Source organism: Caballeronia catudaia (assembly GCF_001544755.2).
In the GTDB taxonomy this organism is placed as follows: Bacteria; Pseudomonadota; Gammaproteobacteria; order Burkholderiales; family Burkholderiaceae; genus Caballeronia; species Caballeronia catudaia.
Map to the genome: position 1 here is coordinate 197,583 of NZ_FCOF02000004.1, position 16,106 is coordinate 213,688.

The window sequence follows — 16,106 nt, forward strand, 5'->3', positions numbered from 1 at the left end:
CGCATGCGGGCGCATTTCGGCTCGTGCGGCGTATTTTTTCGTCCCGATGCGCGATGCGGTTAAAGTGAGCGCATCGAACGTTCGGAGAAGAGCGATGAGCTATCACGAGACGATCGGCGCGCGCCGCTACCGTTTCGACGATCTGAAGACGCTGCTCGCCCGCGCCAGTCCGCGCCGCTCCGGCGACGAGCTCGCGGGCATCGCGGCGGCGACGGAAGAAGAGCGCGTCGCCGCCAAAATGGCGCTCGCGCAGACGCCGCTCGCCGCGTTCCTCGATGAACCGCTCATTCCCTACGAAGACGACGAAGTCACACGGCTCATCGTCGATACGCATTCGCGCGACGCATTCGCGCCGATCGCGCACCTGACGGTCGGCGAGTTCCGCGAATGGCTGCTCGCCGACAGCACCGACACCGCCGCGCTCGAAAGCATCGCGATGGGCGTCACGCCGGAGATGGCCGCCGCCGTCTCCAAGCTCATGCGCAATCAGGACCTGATCCTCGCCGCGAAAAAGCGCCCGGTCGTCACTCGCTTTCGCACGACGATCGGCCTGCCCGGACGCCTGTCGGTGCGGCTGCAGCCGAATCATCCGACCGACGACCCGAAAGGCATCGCCGCGTCGATGCTCGACGGCCTCTTCTACGGCTGCGGCGACGCCGTCATCGGCGTGAATCCCGCCTCCGATTCGCCCGACGCCATCGGCCGCCTGCTCGCGATGATGGACGACTTCCGCCAGCGCTACGACGTGCCCGTGCAATCGTGCGTCCTCACGCACGTCACCAACACGCTCGCCGCGATCGAACGCGGCGCGCCGGTCGATCTCGTGTTTCAGTCGGTCGCGGGCACCGAGCGCGCGAACGCGAGCTTCGGCGTGTCCCTGAAGCTGCTGGAGGAAGCGCACGACGCAGCTTTGTCGCTGAAGCGCGGCACCGTCGGCGATAACGTCATGTACTTCGAGACGGGACAAGGCAGCGCGCTGTCGGCGAACGCGCATCACGGCGTCGATCAGCAGACGTGCGAGGCGCGCGCCTACGCCGTCGCGCGCCGCTTCAGCCCATTGCTGACGAATACGGTGGTCGGCTTCATCGGCCCGGAATATCTCTACGACGGACGGCAGATCATCCGCGCGGGACTCGAAGATCATTTCTGCGGCAAGCTGCTCGGCGTGCCGATGGGCTGCGACATCTGCTACACGAATCACGCCGAAGCCGATTCCGACGACATGGACACGCTGCTCACGCTGCTCGGCGTGGCGAACGTCAACTTCATCATGGGCGTGCCGGGCGCGGACGACGTGATGCTCAACTATCAGAGCACGTCGTTTCATGACGCGCTGTATATCCGCCGCGCGCTGAATCTGAAGCGCGCGCCGGAATTCGAGGCGTGGCTGGCAAAGATGCGCGTCACCGATTCGCACGGCTTCTTGCTTTCCCGCGCCGCCACGCAACCGCTGCTCGACTGGATCGACGCATGATGAAAGATTCCGACCCGTGGACGATGCTCAGGCGCTTCACGAACGCGCGCATCGCGCTGGGCCGGGCGGGCAGCAGTCTGCCGACGGCGCCCCTGCTCGCGTTCGAGCTCGCGCATGCGCAGGCGCGCGACGCCGTGCATCAACCGCTCGATACGGCCGCGCTCGACGCCTCGCTGCGCGCCGCCGGATTCGATACGCTCGCCGTGCAAAGCGCCGCGCCGGATCGCGATCGCTATCTGCGCCGGCCGGATCTGGGCCGCCTGTTGACCGACGAAAGCGCTCAGCGGCTCGCGGCGCATGCGTGCGCGCCCGAGCTCGTCTTCGTAGCCGCCGATGGCTTGTCGGCCTTCGCCGCGCAACGTCATGTCGTGCCGCTGCTCACGCGCGTCCGCACGCAGCTCGAAGGCTGGAACATCGCGCCTGTCGTGATCGCGACGCAGGCGCGCGTCGCGCTGGGCGACCGCATCGGTGAGCTTTTGCGGGCGACGATCGTCGTCGTGATGATCGGCGAGCGGCCGGGCCTCAGCTCGCCCGACAGCCTCGGCCTCTACGTGACCTACGCGCCGCGCGCCGGCCGCCACGACGCGGAACGCAACTGCATCTCGAACGTGCGCCCCGAAGGACTCGATTACGGCGCCGCCGCGTTCAAATTGCTGTGGATTCTGAACGAAGCGCGCAGGCTGAAGCTCACCGGCGTCGGGCTGAAAGATTTGAGCGGCTCGCTGCCCGCGACCGCGACGAACGCCGGCACGCTCGAAGCCTAAACGCGCAACTTGCGATACAAGGTCGTGCGCGATATGCCGAGCGCGCGCGCCGTCGCCGATACGTTGCCGCCGTGCGTCCTGAGCGCCGCCGCGACCGCGCTCGCTTCGATGTCGGAAAGACGCGCGCCGCCCGCGCTTGCTGGCGCAGTTTCCGGCTGAGCGCACTCGCCCAGCTCGTCGACGAAATCGTGCGGCAAATGTTCGACGCGAATATGCGTGTCGTGATCGTCGAGCATCGCGGATGCCGTGCGCAGCACATTGCTCAACTGCCGGAAATTGCCGGGCCACGGATGACGCGCGAAGAGCGCGAGCACATCCTCGCCGATGCTCACGACGCGGCCCGCGAAGCGCTCCTGACGCAATAGCTTGTCGACAACCGCGCGCAGGTCGGTGCGCGCGGCGAGCGGCGGCAGCGTCACGGAAAGACCGTTGATGCGGTAATACAAATCCTCGCGAAACTCGCCTTGCGCCACGCGTTCGCGCAGCTTGCGGTTACTCGCGCAAACGAGCGTGAAATCGACCGGCACCGCACGCGCCGCGCCGAGCGGCTCGACTACGCGCTCCTGCAGCACGCGCAACAAGCGGCTTTGCATCGCGAGAGGCATGTCGCCGATCTCGTCGAGAAACAGCGTGCCGCCGTTCGCCTGCGCGATCTTGCCGATCGCGCCGCGCTTCGCCGCGCCAGTGAATGCGCCCGGCGTGTAACCGAAGAGTTCGGATTCGATCAGCGTTTCGGGCAACGACGCGCAATTCACCGCGACGAACGGCCCCGCGCGGCGTGGCGAATCGCCGTGAATGGCGCGCGCGAGCATTTCCTTGCCCGCGCCCGTTTCTCCGCCGATCAGAATCGGGATGTTCTTGCCGATGACCTTGCGCACGCGCGCGACGATGTCGTTCATCTGCGCATCGCCGGTGCAGAGATCGGCGAGTTTCGACGTCGTCGGCTCACGCACTGGCGCACGCGATATGACCGCCGATGAAGCGCGCCCATGAAAATCCACATTCGCGAACACGACGACGCCGCTATGCAATTCCAGCCTGCAAGGCGCTTCGCCTGCCGAAGCGATCAGCACATCGGCGCGCGCGCCGAACAATGACTCGAGCGTCTGCGAGCGCAAGGCCCCGAGTTCTAGACCGAGCTGAAACTGCGCGCTCCGGTTCGCGCACAAGAGACGCCCGTCGAGGTCGAAGACGGCGATGCCTTCCATCAGCGTGCCGATGAACTCGGGCCGGCTATGAAAGTGGATTCGCAGACCGTCGCCGAACGCGCTCGCGATGAGCCGGTTTTCGATCATCTGGCCGGACATTTTCACGAGCGCCATCGTGTGCTGGTGATAGCCGCGGCGGTCGCCGGTGACATCGAGCACGCCGGAGAGATTGCCGTGCGGATCGAGGATCGGCACGCTCGAACAGGTGAGGAACCGATTGGCGCGCAGATAGTGCTGGTCGCCGTGCACGGTGACGGCGTTGCACTCCGCGATCGTCGTGCCGATAGCGTTGGTGCCCTGATGCGCCTCGCTCCATACCGCGCCCGCGCGCAGTGCGACCTTTTCGGCGCGCGCGAGGAAATCGTCGTCGCCGAGCGAATGCAGGATGAGGCCGCCCGCGTCGGTCAGCGCGATCATGCTGTGCGTGTTCGCTATCTGCGCGTAGAGCGATTCCATCACCGGCAGCGCGTGCGCGAACAACGCGCGGCTTTCATCGAGCTTGACGGCGAGCGCCGCGCCCGACAGCACGGCGTAATCCGGGCGCATCGCCTCGAAGAGGCCGAACGTCGCCGAGCGCTCGTGCGAGTGACGGATGACGTCGCGTTGCTCCGGCCGCAAGGCCGCGCTGATGGCATGCATTGCCTCCTCCTTTTCGCTTCACCGCGGCAGGTTCGGCCGAAGCGCCGCCCGCCGTCGCGTGAATGTCTCCTCGCGGCAATGTAACACCGTCGTTGCGCGCGGGTCGATTCGAGGAAGCGCGGAGTTTCCGCGCGCGACGTTGACACACCGTTGCGCCGCTATAGCACCAGCGAACCCGCCGAAATCGCGACGACCAGGAAGATGACGAAAAGAATCAGGAAAATGAAGAAGCAGATCTTGGCGATCCCCGCCGCGCCGGACGACACGCGCGTAAACCCAAAAAAACCGGCGATGACGGAAATGACCGCAAACAGAATGGCGAGCTTGAGCATGGCAGGTCCGGTTTTGTCGTGACGCCCTCTGCCCTGCAAGCGGCGTGCCTCGATGCCTTTGTTCAAGGCGCGCAGAAGAACTGACGGTTAGTTGCGAGATAGGCGCAAAATAAAAGCGGGCAGCGAACTGCCCGCTTCATCGAAAATTCAGCGCACGCGATTGTCGCTCGCGGCCACGCTCGCGGGCGTTGCCCCCACCGCTGGCGTCCGGCGCGTGCCCAGCCACCCCGCTACCCATTGATGCAGGCGCGGCACGGCGAGCAGTGCCCCAATTGCAATCGCATCGGCGGCGAGTCCCGCGGGCACATTGATCAGCCCGTCGGTCAGCGTGAACAGGATCGAATCGACGGTGAGCGAAATCACCGTGCCCGCGACGAACGACACCATGCCGTCGCGCCCGAGTGCGCCGATAGCAGGCAACCGCCTGGCGATTTCCTTCACGATGCCGTAGCGCGCGAGATTCGCCGCGATCCACGCAACCGCAAGGAAATTGACGACGCGCGGACCGGCCAGATCGCGCTTGAACGCGCTGTCCAGCACGGGCGGCAGCACGAGCAGCTTGTAATACGCCATGCCGGCGATCAGCGCAACGGCGCCCGCGCTCACGATCCAGCCGAAGCGGTTCGCGCTCACACGCTGATAGACGGGCTGGCACCGCGCAAGCACGCCGAGCACATACATCAGTTGCCACGCGGCGGGATTGAAGTCCCAGAGGTTGTCGTCGACGGAAGGCATGTGTTCGCCGATCTGCGGCGCGAACGCCCACAGCGCGAGGCTCAGGCCCAGCAGCAGCCACGGCTTGCTGCGCGCGAGCGGCAGCATGAGCGGCACGGCGAGCGCGTAGAGCGCGTACATCGGCAGGACGGCGGAGAGATACGGCTGGCGCTCGAACGTGAGAATCTGTGCAATCGAAGCGACCGGGTCGGACACGAGCGTGTCGAGATCATGCAGCGCGAGATTCGGCGCATGACCGAAAAACGGCCGCAACAGAAACGATGCGACGAGCATCAGCACGGCCGTGACGACGAACGCGCGATACAGTTCGAACGCGCGCTTCAGGAAGCGCACCCGCGCCGCGCTTTCGGAGCGGCGCGCGGCGAGCGAGACATACGCCGTCGCCGTGGCGAATCCGCCGAGGAACACGAAGACTTCGGCGGCGTCGTTCAGCGCGAACGAATGCAGCGTGAAGCGGGACACCATGCTGCCGCCGATGTGATCGACGACGATGATCAGCAGAACCAGCCCCCGGAAGAAGTCCAGTTCGACGAGACGTTGCGATTTTTGCTGCATGCGGCTTGGCGTGATGTCCTGCTGCGACAGGAAGATTGCTGGCGGCCGTAAAAAAGTACGGCGACGAAGCATTGGAGTTTACCCGTAAATGACGCAGCGCATCATCAGAAGTAGCGCAAATAACCGTTTCAAATCCGGTATTTGTGGTCGGTTTGACGAATTTCGTTGACAGAATTACCGGATTCGCCAGCCGTTCCTGCGGCACGCCAGCGTCTCGCCTCAAGTTTTCAGATTCCTTTCATTTCCCGCACCGATCAGGCTAATATCACGCCCTCACCGTCGCCCCTCTTTCGAACCCATCATGGATTACCTCGTCGCTCTCCTCGCCGATCCTGCCGCCTGGGCCGCCCTCGCGACGCTCGTCGTGATGGAAGTCGTGCTCGGCATCGACAACCTGATCTTCATTTCCATCCTGACCAACAAGCTGCCCGAGGCGCATCGCGAACGCACGCAGCGCATCGGCATCGGGCTCGCGCTCGTGATGCGGCTCGCGCTGCTCGGAACCGTCGCGCTGATCGTGCGGCTCACGACGCCGATCTTCGAAGCGTTCGGCCACGGCTTCTCCTGGCGCGATCTGATCCTGATCGCGGGCGGCGTGTTCCTCGTCTGGAAGGCGACGAGCGAAATCCATCATCACGTCGCGCACGACGCAGACGCGCACGCCGGCTCCGGACCGGCAAAAACCCTGACGCCGCTGTCGGCGATCGGCCAGATCCTGCTGCTCGACCTCGTGTTTTCCATCGACAGCATCGTGACGGCGGTCGGCATGACCGAGCACATTCCGATCATGTTCGTCGCGGTGATCGCCGCGGTGACGGTCATGCTGTTCGCCGCCGGGCCGCTATCGCGCTTCATCGAACGCAACCCGACGATCGTGATGCTCGCGCTCGGTTTCCTGCTCGTGATCGGCATGACGCTGATCGCGGAAGGCTTCGGCTCGCACGTGCCGAAGGGCTATATCTACGCGGCGATGGCGTTCTCGGCGCTCGTGGAGGGTTTGAACATGCTGGCGCGGCGGGCGAAGGGGCGCGCGCCGGCGCATCGGCAGGAATAGCCGGTCAGAACGGCAATTCGCGCTGCGGATCGTCGACGGCCGATGCGGACGCCGCCGGAAGCGGTTGCGCCCGCAGCCAGCGCTCGATCGCATCGACGACATGCCGGCGCTCGGCATCGTCGAGCGCTTTGCCCGCCGCGATTCCGTGCCACTTGGCGAGACACGAGCGGCAGCATGTCGCGGTCGCGTGCTGGGCGATGAACACCGGATGGCCGCGAAACGGCGTCTGTTTGCCGTCGTTCAAAGGCGCCTGCGGCGCGAGCCGCTTGCCGATCAGCTCGTGCGCCTGCGCGACGACCGTGTCGATTCCCTTCTCCCGCAGAACCCTTCCCTCGCGCACGCCGAGCGCGAAGCGCCGCCGGAACGCCGATTTCGCGAGCGCATCGAACACGGTGTCGAGGTCGCGCATGGCGTGATCAGTCCTTCGCGTACAGCGTCGAATCCGCGAAACCGTCGGCGTCGAGCACGCGGCCCACGAGAATCATCGCCGTGCGTTCCATGCCCGCCGCGCGGACTTTCGGCGCGATGTCCGCGAGCGTGCCTTCCACGCGCGTCTCGTCCGGCCAGCTCGCGCGGAACACCACGGCGACCGGACAATCCGCGCCGTAGTGCGGCAGCAGATCCGCGACGATCCGCTCGATATGCCGCACGCCGAGATGGATCGCGAGCGTCGCGCGATGGCGCGCGAGATCCGCGAGGCTTTCTCCGTCCGGCATCGACGTTTTGGTCGCGTAGCGCGTGAAAATGACCGTCTGCGACACGCCCGGCAGCGTCAGCTCGCGCTTCAGCGCCGCCGCCGATGCCGCCGCCGCCGTCACGCCGGGAATGACTTCGAAGGGAATCGCTAGCGCATCGAGCCTGCGAATCTGCTCGCCGATCGCGCCGTACAGCGACGGATCGCCCGAATGCACGCGCGCCACGTCCTGCCCGTTCACGTGCGCTTCCTGCAAGAGCGCAACGATCGCGTCGAGATCGAGCTCGGCCGTGTCGATGCATTTTTCCGCGCGATGCCCGTCGAGCACGGCTTTCGGCACGAGCGAGCCGGCATAGAGAATCACGGGACACGCGCGAATGAGCCGCTGCCCTTTGACAGTGATGAGTTCGGGATCGCCCGGTCCCGCTCCGATGAAATAGACGGTCATTTTTCCGATGTGTGTAGCCAATGTGAGAGCGCATCGAGCGTGCCGGCGGCATCGCCGAACGTGCGGTCGGCGTCGGGCAACGCGGGACGCGTGAGCATCACGACGGCCAAGCCCCGCTCGCGCGCGACGGCCAGCTTCGCCTCCGTCGCGCGGCCGCCGCTGTTCTTGCTGATGACGACATCGACGCGCGCTCTATCGAACAAGGCGCGTTCGCCCGCGAGATCGAACGGGCCGCGCGCGTCAATGATGCTCGCGCGTTCGTTGCCCGGATGCGCGTCGAGACAGCGAATCGTCCAATGCTGCGACGCGGGAATCTCATCCAGGTGCGCGAGCGGCTCGCGTCCGAGCGTGAAAAGCGGCCGTTGATACGACTCGATCCGTTCGACGATGCCGCGCCAGTCCGATGCGTCGCGCCAGTCGTCGCCCGCTTGCGGCTGCCAGGCCGGACGGCGCACCGCCCAGAGCGGCACGCGCGCGTCCGCACATGCGGCATGCGCATGGCGGCTCATTTGCGCGGCATACGGATGCGTCGCGTCGACGACGAGCGCGATCTTCTCGTCATGCAAATAACGAACGAGCCCGCCGATGCCGCCGAAACCGCCCACGCGCACCGCGCATGCCAAATCGGCCGGCACGCGCCCGAGGCCCGCGAGACTGTAGACATGCGGGGCGCAAAGGCCGCGCGCGATGGCGAGCGCGTCGCCGGTGCCGCCGAGCAGGAGCACGCGATTCATGCCGCGCTCCCGACGATATGGCCCTGCCGGTCGATCGCGAACGTTTCGACTTCGATGCCCGGCGGCAGCACGTCGAGCGCGACATCGCGCGCGCGCCGGCAGACGATATCGCCGAGCGCGATGCCTTCATCGCGCGCCATCTTGAGCGCTTCCTGGCTCGTGTTGGCCGCGCGGATCGACGCCTGCAGCGTGGCGCTCGCGCCCGCATCGGCCGCCCAGACGGCGAGCAGCGTCAGATCGATGCTGGAACTGCGGCTATGCAGATCCATATGGCCCGCCGCCAGCTTGGACAGCTTGCCGAAGCCGCCGCACAGACTCAGCTTGTCGACGCTCGCGCGGCGCAGGTGCTTCAGCACGGCGCCCACGAAATCGCCCATTTCGATCAGCGCGATGTCGGGCAAGCCGTAACGCGCGCGCATCGCGTCCTCGCTCTGATTGCCGGTGCAGGCCGCGATATGCCGATAACCGTTTGCCCGCGCGACATCGATTCCCTGATGGATCGACGCGATATACGCCGAGCACGAAAACGGCCTGACGATGCCGGTCGTGCCGAGTATCGACAGACCGCCGACGATGCCGAGCCGCGGGTTCATCGTCTTCAGCGCGAGGGCCTCGCCGTTTTCCACGCCGATGCTCACCTCGAACCCGCCGCGATAACTCGCGCTTGCGGCGAGCGCTTCGAGATGTTCGGTCATCATCTTGCGCGGCACCGGATTGATCGCCGGTTCGCCGACGGCGAGCGCGAGCCCGGCGCGCGTCACGGTGCCGACGCCCTCGCCCGCGTGAAAACGCACGCCGGTCCGATCGGACAAACGCACGCGCGCGAAGACGAGCGCGCCGTGCGTCACGTCGGGATCGTCGCCCGCGTCCTTGATGACGCCGGCTTCGGCTGCATCGCTTTCAATGGCCCGACAGAACGAGAGCGTCATCGTCACGTGACGGCCTTTCGGCAAGACGATTTCGGCGCGTTCGCTGGTCTCGCCGAGCAGGAGCAGACGCGCGGCGGCGAGGCTCGTCGCGGTCGCGCAGCTTCCCGTCGTGTAGCCGCTTCGGAGCGGCGCGGCCTGTTCCGGTGTGTCTTCACGCATGACGCGTCACGGCTTGCTCGCGTGCAGGAGCGTGATCGGCAGCGCCGGCCGCCAGGTGTCGAAGCTGCCGAGCGGCTCCGCCTGCGCAATGCCGATGCGCGTCAGCTCGCCGCCATGCCGGGCGCGCCATTCGACGAGCGCCGCTTCGCTTTGCAGCGTCACCGCATTGGCGACGAGCCGCCCGCCCTGACGCAGACGCGCCCAGCACGCATCGAGCAGGCCGGGCACCGTCAAGCCGCCGCCGATGAACACGGCATCGGGCGCGGGCAGGCCGTCGAGCGCGGCGGGCGCCTCGCCTCGCACGAGCTGGAGCGCGGGCACGCCGAGCGCGTCGCGATTGTGCTCGATCAGGCGCTGCCGGCTTTCGTTCGCTTCGATCGCGATCGCGCGGCACGCGCCATGCGCGCGCATCCATTCGATGCCGATCGAGCCGCAGCCCGCACCCACGTCCCACAGCAATTCGCCCGGCTGCGGCGCTAGATGCGCGAGCGTCACGGCGCGCACGTCGCGTTTCGTGAGCTGGCCGTCGTGACGATAGGCGTCGTCGGGCAAACCGGGCGTGAGCGGCGGCCCGGCGTGGCCCGCGTGCGTGCGGCATTCGATCGCGACGAGATTGAGCGCGGCGACGAGCGGCTCGCGCCAGTCGTCGGCGCGTTCGTCGATACGGCGCTCGTTCGGCCCGCCGAGATGCTCGAACACCGTCATGCGGCTCGCGCCGAAGCCGTGCGCCGTCAGCAGCGCGGCGACAGCGGCGGGCGTCATGCCGTCGGCGGAGAGCACGAGCAGGCGCACGCCGCGATGCAGGCTCGCGAGCAGCGACGCGACCGGCCGCCCGACCAGCGACACGCACACGGCGTCCTGCAACGCCCAGCGCAAGCGCGCCGCCGCGAGCGACAAAGACGACGGCGCCGGAATCACGCGCATCTCGCCGTTGGCGACTTCGCGCGCGAGCGTCGCGCCGACGCCGAAGCACATCGGATCGCCGCTTGCCAGCACGCACACGCGCGCGTGGCCGTCGCCGCGCCCGGCGAGCACGGCATCGAGGGAAAAGGGTTTCGGCCACGGCACGCGGTCTGCGGCGATGCGCGCAGGCAAGAGCGCGAGGTGGCGCTCGCCGCCGTGAATCGACTGTGCTTCGACGAGCGCGCGGCGCGCCACGCGGGACAGGCCGTGCCAGCCGTCTTCGCCGATCCCCACCACGGTCAGCCAGGTCGACATGCGCTCCCTCCTATTTGCGGTTCGGAATACGCTTCACGTTGCGGCCCTGAAGCGGCCGGATGGTCGATAAAAGCGGGCATAATACAGGTCCGTCGGTGCCCGAGGGTTCGTTCCCGAGGGCCTAAGAGGGAACACAGAGAAACTGTGGCTGCCCCCGCAATTGTACGCAGCGAGTCCGCGCTCCACTGCCACTGGTTTTTACCGGGAAGGCCGGCGCGGATCCAGACCTGCCAGCCAAGAGACCTGCCGACTCAACGCATTCGCGCGACGCCGACCGGGCGGGGTGTACCGGTTCGCTCACTGTGCGCGAAGCCCTGACGGGTCACGCTTTTGACTTCATTCGACCACTCGACGCTTTCGCCCGCGCGCGCATCCGCCTGTCCGGGCCTGATGCGCATCGTGCCCGCGCGCGACGGCGGCCTCGCACGGCTGCGTCTGCCTGGCGGCGCACTGAGCGCGCAGGCGGCGCGGGCCGTCGCGCGCGCCGCGCGGGAATGCGGCTCGGGGGTGATCGAGGTGACGAATCGCGCGAATCTGCAACTGCGCGGCATCCGCGACGACGCTCACACCGAGCTGGTGAAGATCGCTCTGGCCGCAGGACTCGGTCCGATGACACCAGCCGGCGACGATATCCGCAACGTCATGTTGAGCCCGCTCGCCAGCGACGAGACGCGTGCGCTCGCTGCGGACATCATCGCAGCGATGCAGACCGATGCCGCGCTCCACGCGCTGTCGCCGAAATTCGCGTTGCAGCTCGACGGCGGCGAGCGCCTCGCGATGCCCGATCATCCGCATGATTTGTGGCTCTCAGCGATCGACGATGGCGCGCGCTTCGCCTTCGGCCTCGCGGGAACGATACGCCAGCACGCGTCAGGCGCGATTGCGCGGGAAGAACTGGTGCCGTTCGTATCGGACGTGACGCGCCGCTTTCTAGCGCTTGCATTGCCGGACGAGCATCGCATGCGCGATCTGCTCGCGCGTATCGGCATTGCGCGCTTTCTCGAAGCCTTCGCTTTCGATGCCGGCATCGACACGTGGCAGCGCGCCCCCGCCGATGCCTCCTTGCGACTCGGCGCGCACGAAGAACCGCATCGCGCGACGTGGTATGCGGGCGCGCAAACGCGACTCGGGCGTCTCGAAGCGGACACGCTCGATGCCCTCGCCGATCTCGCCGCCACGCACGCGGAAGGCCGCCTGACGATGACGCCGTGGCAAAGCGTGCTGATTCCGGGTATCGCGCTCGACGACACGCAAGCAGTGCTGCGACGCCTGCGCGCGCTCGGACTCGCAACCGATCCGCGCGATCCGCTTGCGCGCCTCATCGCGTGCGCGGGTTCGGCAGGCTGCGTGAAAGGCCACGCCGACACCAAAGCCGATGCGCTTCGCCTCGCCCCGCTGCTGCCCGCGCACGATACGAACTCAGTGCACTTGAGCGGCTGCGAGCGCTCGTGCGCGGCGGCGCATCCCGTCCCGGTCACGCTGTATGCGGTCGCGCCGGGCCGATACGACTTACATCGCGACGATCGAGCCGTCGCGCGCAATCTCACACTCGAAGAGGCGGCCGAACGGCTCGCCCGGAGCCATGCCGATGTCTGACTACATCCGCGACGGCGCGGAGATCTATCGCCAGTCCTTTGCGACGATCCGCGCCGAAGCCGACCTCGCCGCCCTTCCCGACGATCTGGAAAAGCTCGCCGTGCGCCTGATCCATGCGTGCGGCATGGTGGACATCGTGAGCGATCTGCGCTTCTCGTCGGGCGCGGGCATCGCGGGCCGGGAAGCGCTGGCAGCGGGCGCGCCGATTCTCTGCGACGCGCGCATGGTCGCCGAAGGCATCACGCGCGCGCGGCTTCCCGCCGACAATCGCGTGATCTGCACGCTCGGCGATTCTTCGGTGCCCGAACGCGCGCGGGCGATGAACAATACGCGCTCGGCCGCCGCGCTCGAACTCTGGCGTCCGCATCTGGAAGGCGCGATCGTCGCGATCGGCAACGCGCCGACCGCGCTCTTTCATCTGCTCGACATGCTCGCTGCGGGCGCGCCGAAGCCCGCGCTCATCCTCGGCTTTCCGGTGGGTTTCATCGGCGCGGCGGAATCCAAAGCGATGCTCGCCGCCGATAGCCGCGGCGTGCCCTTCGTCGCGTTGCTCGGCCGGCGCGGCGGCAGCGCGATGGCGGCGGCGGCAGTGAACGCACTTGCTTCGGAGGCCGAATGATGCGCGGACGTCTCTATGGCCTGGGCGTCGGTCCGGGCGATCCGGAGCTGATCACCGTGAAGGCGTTGCGGCTGCTGAAGGCCGCGCCGGTGGTCGCGTATTTCGTCGCGAAGGGCAAGAAGGGCAATGCGTTCGGCATCATCGAAGCGCATCTCGACGATGGGCAGACGCGCCTGCCGCTCGTCTATCCGGTGACGACCGAGGCGCTGGAGCCGCCGCTGTGCTACGAGACGATCATCAGCGCGTTCTACGATGAAGCCGCGCTCACGATCTCCGGCCATCTCGAAGCCGGGCGCGATGTCGCGGTGATTTGCGAAGGCGATCCGTTCTTCTATGGCTCGTACATGTATCTGCACGATCGGCTCGCCGCGCGCTTCGACGCGCAGGTCGTGCCCGGCGTGTGCTCGATGCTCGGCGGCGTCGCGGTGCTCGGCGTGCCGTTGGTGTATCGCAATCAGAGCTTGTCGGTGCTGTCGGGCGTGTTGCCGGAAGATGAATTGACGCAACGTCTCGAAGCGGCGGATGCGGCCGTCATCATGAAGCTCGGACGCAACTTCGACAAAGTGCGGCGCGTGCTCGGCAAGCTGGGGCTCGATTCGCGCGCGCTGTATGTCGAACGCGCGACGATGGCGAATCAGCGCATCGTGCCGCTCGATGAAGTCGATCCGATGGCGTCGCCGTATTTTTCATTGCTCGTCGTGCCGGGGAAGAAATGGCGGGCTTGAGTTCTTCGTTGGCCATCGTGTTGTTAGGTTCCGGCGCGCTCGATACCGCGCGGCGCATTCAGTCGCGGTTTCCGGAATCGCACGTGCATGGTCTCGCTCATCGCGTCGTTGCAGATATCGCGTATGACGATTTCGGCGCGCACATGCGCGAGCTGTATCGCGCGGGCGTGCCGATCATCGCGTTGTGTTCCGCTGGCATCGTGATTCGCGCGCTTGCATCATGTCTTTCCGATAAGAAAGCCGAGCCACCCGTGATCGCCGTCGCCCAGGATGGCAGCGCGATCGTGCCGCTGCTCGGCGGAACGAGCGGCGTGAATGCCTTGGCACGCGAAATCGGCACAGCGCTCGATGTCGCGCCGGCGATCACGACGAGCGGCGAATTGCGCTTCGGTCAGTGCCTGCTCGCGCCGCCCGAAGGTTATGCGCTCGCGGATATCGAGCAAGGCAAGCGCTTCGTGTCCGATCTGCTTGCAGGAGAAACGACGCGCATCGAAGGCGACGCACCCTGGCTCGACGCTGCCGCCTTGCCGCTCGCCGACGATGCGCGTCTCGCGGTGCGCATCACGCCGCTCGCGGTCGACGATGAACACAGTCTCGTGATTCATCCGCGCTGCGTGCTTGCGTGGATCGGCGACGATATAGATATCGCGGAACGTGTGCGTATCGCTTTGCGCGGGCGCGGCTTATCGCCGCTTGCGCTTGCAGCGCTGATTGCGCCGCTGCATCTGATGACGTCTCAATCGCTTTCAGATACCGCGCGTGCTCTCGATGTGCCACTGCGCTTTTCCGACGCTGCACCGATAGACATCAACGGCATTGCATTGCAGGTGCACGATGCACCCGTCGACGCACAATCGATAGGTCGCGCGCGCGGCACGCTGACCGTCATTGGACTCGGCCCCGGCAGCGCCGAGTTGATGACGCCGGCCGCGCGCGCCGCGCTCATCGCCGCCGAAGACGTGCTCGGCTACGAAACGTATGTGCGCATGGCAAGCCCTTTCCGTGACGATCAACGCATGCACATCACCGACAACCGCGAGGAATTGCAGCGCGCGCGCCACGCATTCGAACTGGCGAGCGAAGGGCGGCGCGTGGTCGTGGTGTCGTCGGGAGATCCGGGCGTCTTCGCGATGGCCGCAGCCGTGCTCGAAGCGCTCGACGATGGATACGCATCGCATCCCGAATGGCGCGCGGTGAAACTCGCGATCGTGCCGGGCGTATCGGCATCGCTCGCGACGGCGGCGCGCGCGGGTGCGCCGCTGGGTCATGACTTTTGCGTGCTGTCGTTGTCGGATAACCTGAAGCCGTGGAGCGTGATCGAGAAGCGCATCGCGCATGCGTGTGAAGCCGATCTCGTGATGGCGTTCTATAACCCGCTTTCGAAGGCGCGCCCGTGGCAGTTCGATCGTGCTATCGAGATCGTGCGGCGGTATCGGAGTGCGGCAACGCCGGTTGTTCTCGGTCGAGATATAGGGCGTCCGGCCGAAGCGTTGCGTGTGGTGAAGCTAAGCGAACTGAAGAGCGATCTCGTCGATATGCGGACGATGGTGATCGTCGGATCGTCGACGACGCGCGTGGTGGGCGACTGGGTTTATACGCCGCGGTGGTATGAGTAGGACAGTGCGTCTTCGGCGGTGACGTATTGCGCATTCCAGTCGTTTGCGAGCAGCTCGCCGCGTCCTGCCCGTATCGCGCCCTCTTCGAAATCCACCACAACGATCTCATCCGCCGATGAAGGCGCGCCGGGCCTTTCATTCGTGCGCCCGTCGGTCAGCACCCACAACCAGCGTTTTTGCGAAGGCCTGCGCTTCGCCGCGCGCGTCAGCACGGTTTGCGCACGCGCAAGTCCGAGCGCGAGCGGTGTTCCCCCACCGCCTCCAATCGGCGCGACCCAACGCTCATTGAACCAATGCGCCGCGCCCGGCTGACGACGCACCTCCGCACGCCCGCCACCGAAACACACGAGCGCGATCTCCGCCCGCTCGCGATACGCCCGGTCGAACAGCGCGACGAGCATCCCCTTCGCGCGCGCGAGCCGTTCGCCCGCGAGCATCGAGCCGGAACAATCGAGCACGAAGCAATGCAGTCGAGCACCCTCGCCCGGCATGCGCCGATAGCGCAGATGCCGCGCGTCGAGCGACGCGGCGCGCTTCGCACGCAGCGTCGCCATCCAGTCGATGGAAGCACTAAGCTCGCCCTCGCGCGCGGCGAAACGGCCCTTCG

At 66.6% G+C, this 16,106-nt stretch carries 16 protein-coding genes and 1 riboswitch; of the genes, 7 read left to right on the forward strand and 9 right to left on the reverse strand.

The window, feature by feature from the left end; translation table 11 throughout:
• Nucleotides 1-94 precede the first annotated feature (94 nt).
• On the forward strand, nt 95-1,474 hold the full coding sequence (locus AWB75_RS06375) for an ethanolamine ammonia-lyase subunit EutB (RefSeq protein WP_061123228.1): 1,380 nt from the start codon (nt 95-97) through the stop codon (nt 1,472-1,474).
• Nucleotides 1,471-2,238, forward strand: coding sequence for an ethanolamine ammonia-lyase subunit EutC (gene eutC / locus AWB75_RS06380; protein ID WP_407642127.1), 768 nt, complete (start codon nt 1,471-1,473; stop codon nt 2,236-2,238). Before AWB75_RS06375 ends, eutC begins: the two co-directional genes overlap by 4 nt.
• Here the strand turns inward: eutC and AWB75_RS06385 are convergent.
• The 3 genes from AWB75_RS06385 to AWB75_RS06395 all read right to left on the reverse strand — a co-directional run bounded on the left by AWB75_RS06385 (nt 2,235) and on the right by AWB75_RS06395 (nt 5,707).
• Nucleotides 2,235-4,085, reverse strand: coding sequence for a sigma-54-dependent Fis family transcriptional regulator (locus AWB75_RS06385; protein WP_061123229.1), 1,851 nt, complete (start codon nt 4,083-4,085; stop codon nt 2,235-2,237). The genes eutC and AWB75_RS06385 overlap by 4 nt on opposite strands.
• Before the next feature lie 158 nt (nt 4,086-4,243).
• Nucleotides 4,244-4,417: a DUF1328 domain-containing protein gene (locus tag AWB75_RS06390; RefSeq protein ID WP_087039102.1), complete on the reverse strand. Its 174-nt coding sequence runs from the start codon at nt 4,415-4,417 to the stop codon at nt 4,244-4,246.
• Nucleotides 4,418-4,564: 147 nt separating this feature from the next.
• Nucleotides 4,565-5,707, reverse strand: a complete 1,143-nt coding sequence (locus AWB75_RS06395) for an OpgC domain-containing protein (RefSeq protein ID WP_061123231.1) — start codon at nt 5,705-5,707, stop codon at nt 4,565-4,567.
• A 301-nt stretch (nt 5,708-6,008) separates the two neighbouring features.
• On the opposite strand from AWB75_RS06395, the gene AWB75_RS06400 reads away from it, so the two are divergent.
• Complete coding sequence (locus tag AWB75_RS06400) at nt 6,009-6,761, forward strand: TerC family protein (protein WP_061123232.1); 753 nt, start codon at nt 6,009-6,011, stop codon at nt 6,759-6,761.
• A gap of 4 nt (nt 6,762-6,765) precedes the next feature.
• Here the strand turns inward: AWB75_RS06400 and AWB75_RS06405 are convergent, their stop codons facing one another.
• From AWB75_RS06405 to AWB75_RS06425, 5 genes are read right to left on the reverse strand one after another with little or no spacing between them, the layout of a single operon-like run.
• Nucleotides 6,766-7,170, reverse strand: coding sequence for a DUF4186 domain-containing protein (locus AWB75_RS06405; protein ID WP_061123233.1), 405 nt, complete (start codon nt 7,168-7,170; stop codon nt 6,766-6,768).
• 7 nt (nt 7,171-7,177) lie between these two features.
• The gene (gene cobM / locus AWB75_RS06410) at nt 7,178-7,903 is read right to left on the reverse strand and encodes a precorrin-4 C(11)-methyltransferase (protein WP_061123234.1); all 726 of its coding nucleotides are present in this window, start codon (nt 7,901-7,903) and stop codon (nt 7,178-7,180) included.
• Entirely contained in the window at nt 7,900-8,637 is a 738-nt protein-coding gene (locus tag AWB75_RS06415; RefSeq protein ID WP_061123235.1) for a cobalt-precorrin-6A reductase, read from the reverse strand. The genes cobM and AWB75_RS06415 overlap by 4 nt, the downstream gene beginning before the upstream one ends.
• Nucleotides 8,634-9,725, reverse strand: coding sequence for a cobalt-precorrin-5B (C(1))-methyltransferase (locus tag AWB75_RS06420; RefSeq protein WP_061123236.1), 1,092 nt, complete (start codon nt 9,723-9,725; stop codon nt 8,634-8,636). Before AWB75_RS06420 ends, AWB75_RS06415 begins: the two co-directional genes overlap by 4 nt.
• A gap of 6 nt (nt 9,726-9,731) precedes the next feature.
• The gene (locus AWB75_RS06425; protein ID WP_061123237.1) at nt 9,732-10,943 is read right to left on the reverse strand and encodes a bifunctional cobalt-precorrin-7 (C(5))-methyltransferase/cobalt-precorrin-6B (C(15))-methyltransferase; all 1,212 of its coding nucleotides are present in this window, start codon (nt 10,941-10,943) and stop codon (nt 9,732-9,734) included.
• Nucleotides 10,944-11,019: 76 nt separating this feature from the next.
• A riboswitch (cobalamin riboswitch) is annotated at nt 11,020-11,208 on the forward strand.
• 65 nt (nt 11,209-11,273) lie between these two features.
• Between AWB75_RS06425 and cobG the strand changes: the two genes are divergently transcribed.
• The 4 genes from cobG to cobJ are packed head-to-tail and all read left to right on the forward strand — an operon-like array spanning nt 11,274 to nt 15,499.
• Nucleotides 11,274-12,539: a precorrin-3B synthase gene (gene cobG / locus AWB75_RS06430; protein WP_087086496.1), complete on the forward strand. Its 1,266-nt coding sequence runs from the start codon at nt 11,274-11,276 to the stop codon at nt 12,537-12,539.
• Nucleotides 12,532-13,158: a precorrin-8X methylmutase gene (locus AWB75_RS06435; RefSeq protein WP_061123327.1), complete on the forward strand. Its 627-nt coding sequence runs from the start codon at nt 12,532-12,534 to the stop codon at nt 13,156-13,158. The genes cobG and AWB75_RS06435 overlap by 8 nt, the downstream gene beginning before the upstream one ends.
• Nucleotides 13,155-13,883 carry a precorrin-2 C(20)-methyltransferase gene (locus AWB75_RS06440; RefSeq protein ID WP_061123239.1) on the forward strand — a complete coding sequence of 243 codons (729 nt, stop codon included), beginning with the start codon at nt 13,155-13,157 and terminating at the stop codon, nt 13,881-13,883. The genes AWB75_RS06435 and AWB75_RS06440 overlap by 4 nt, the downstream gene beginning before the upstream one ends.
• Nucleotides 13,871-15,499: a precorrin-3B C(17)-methyltransferase gene (gene cobJ, locus AWB75_RS06445; protein ID WP_061123240.1), complete on the forward strand. Its 1,629-nt coding sequence runs from the start codon at nt 13,871-13,873 to the stop codon at nt 15,497-15,499. The genes AWB75_RS06440 and cobJ overlap by 13 nt, the downstream gene beginning before the upstream one ends.
• Here the strand turns inward: cobJ and AWB75_RS06450 are convergent.
• Nucleotides 15,475-16,053 carry a vWA domain-containing protein gene (locus AWB75_RS06450; RefSeq protein WP_061123241.1) on the reverse strand — a complete coding sequence of 193 codons (579 nt, stop codon included), beginning with the start codon at nt 16,051-16,053 and terminating at the stop codon, nt 15,475-15,477. The two genes, cobJ and AWB75_RS06450, sit on opposite strands and share 25 nt — an antisense overlap.
• Between the last annotated feature and the right edge of the window lie 53 nt (nt 16,054-16,106).

What these genes read in the sequence shown, in the direction of transcription:
- AWB75_RS06375 (WP_061123228.1), top strand. Translation starts at nt 95, where the DNA reads ATGAGCTATCACGAGACGATCGGCGCGCGCCGCTACCGTTTCGACGAT.
- eutC (WP_407642127.1), top strand. Translation starts at nt 1,471, where the DNA reads ATGATGAAAGATTCCGACCCGTGGACGATGCTCAGGCGCTTCACGAAC.
- AWB75_RS06385 (WP_061123229.1), bottom strand. Translation starts at nt 4,085, where the DNA reads ATGCATGCCATCAGCGCGGCCTTGCGGCCGGAGCAACGCGACGTCATC.
- AWB75_RS06390 (WP_087039102.1), bottom strand. Translation starts at nt 4,417, where the DNA reads ATGCTCAAGCTCGCCATTCTGTTTGCGGTCATTTCCGTCATCGCCGGT.
- AWB75_RS06395 (WP_061123231.1), bottom strand. Translation starts at nt 5,707, where the DNA reads ATGCAGCAAAAATCGCAACGTCTCGTCGAACTGGACTTCTTCCGGGGG.
- AWB75_RS06400 (WP_061123232.1), top strand. Translation starts at nt 6,009, where the DNA reads ATGGATTACCTCGTCGCTCTCCTCGCCGATCCTGCCGCCTGGGCCGCC.
- AWB75_RS06405 (WP_061123233.1), bottom strand. Translation starts at nt 7,170, where the DNA reads ATGCGCGACCTCGACACCGTGTTCGATGCGCTCGCGAAATCGGCGTTC.
- cobM (WP_061123234.1), bottom strand. Translation starts at nt 7,903, where the DNA reads ATGACCGTCTATTTCATCGGAGCGGGACCGGGCGATCCCGAACTCATC.
- AWB75_RS06415 (WP_061123235.1), bottom strand. Translation starts at nt 8,637, where the DNA reads ATGAATCGCGTGCTCCTGCTCGGCGGCACCGGCGACGCGCTCGCCATC.
- AWB75_RS06420 (WP_061123236.1), bottom strand. Translation starts at nt 9,725, where the DNA reads ATGCGTGAAGACACACCGGAACAGGCCGCGCCGCTCCGAAGCGGCTAC.
- AWB75_RS06425 (WP_061123237.1), bottom strand. Translation starts at nt 10,943, where the DNA reads ATGTCGACCTGGCTGACCGTGGTGGGGATCGGCGAAGACGGCTGGCAC.
- AWB75_RS06435 (WP_061123327.1), top strand. Translation starts at nt 12,532, where the DNA reads ATGTCTGACTACATCCGCGACGGCGCGGAGATCTATCGCCAGTCCTTT.
- AWB75_RS06440 (WP_061123239.1), top strand. Translation starts at nt 13,155, where the DNA reads ATGATGCGCGGACGTCTCTATGGCCTGGGCGTCGGTCCGGGCGATCCG.
- cobJ (WP_061123240.1), top strand. Translation starts at nt 13,871, where the DNA reads ATGGCGGGCTTGAGTTCTTCGTTGGCCATCGTGTTGTTAGGTTCCGGC.
- AWB75_RS06450 (WP_061123241.1), bottom strand. Translation starts at nt 16,053, where the DNA reads ATGGCGACGCTGCGTGCGAAGCGCGCCGCGTCGCTCGACGCGCGGCAT.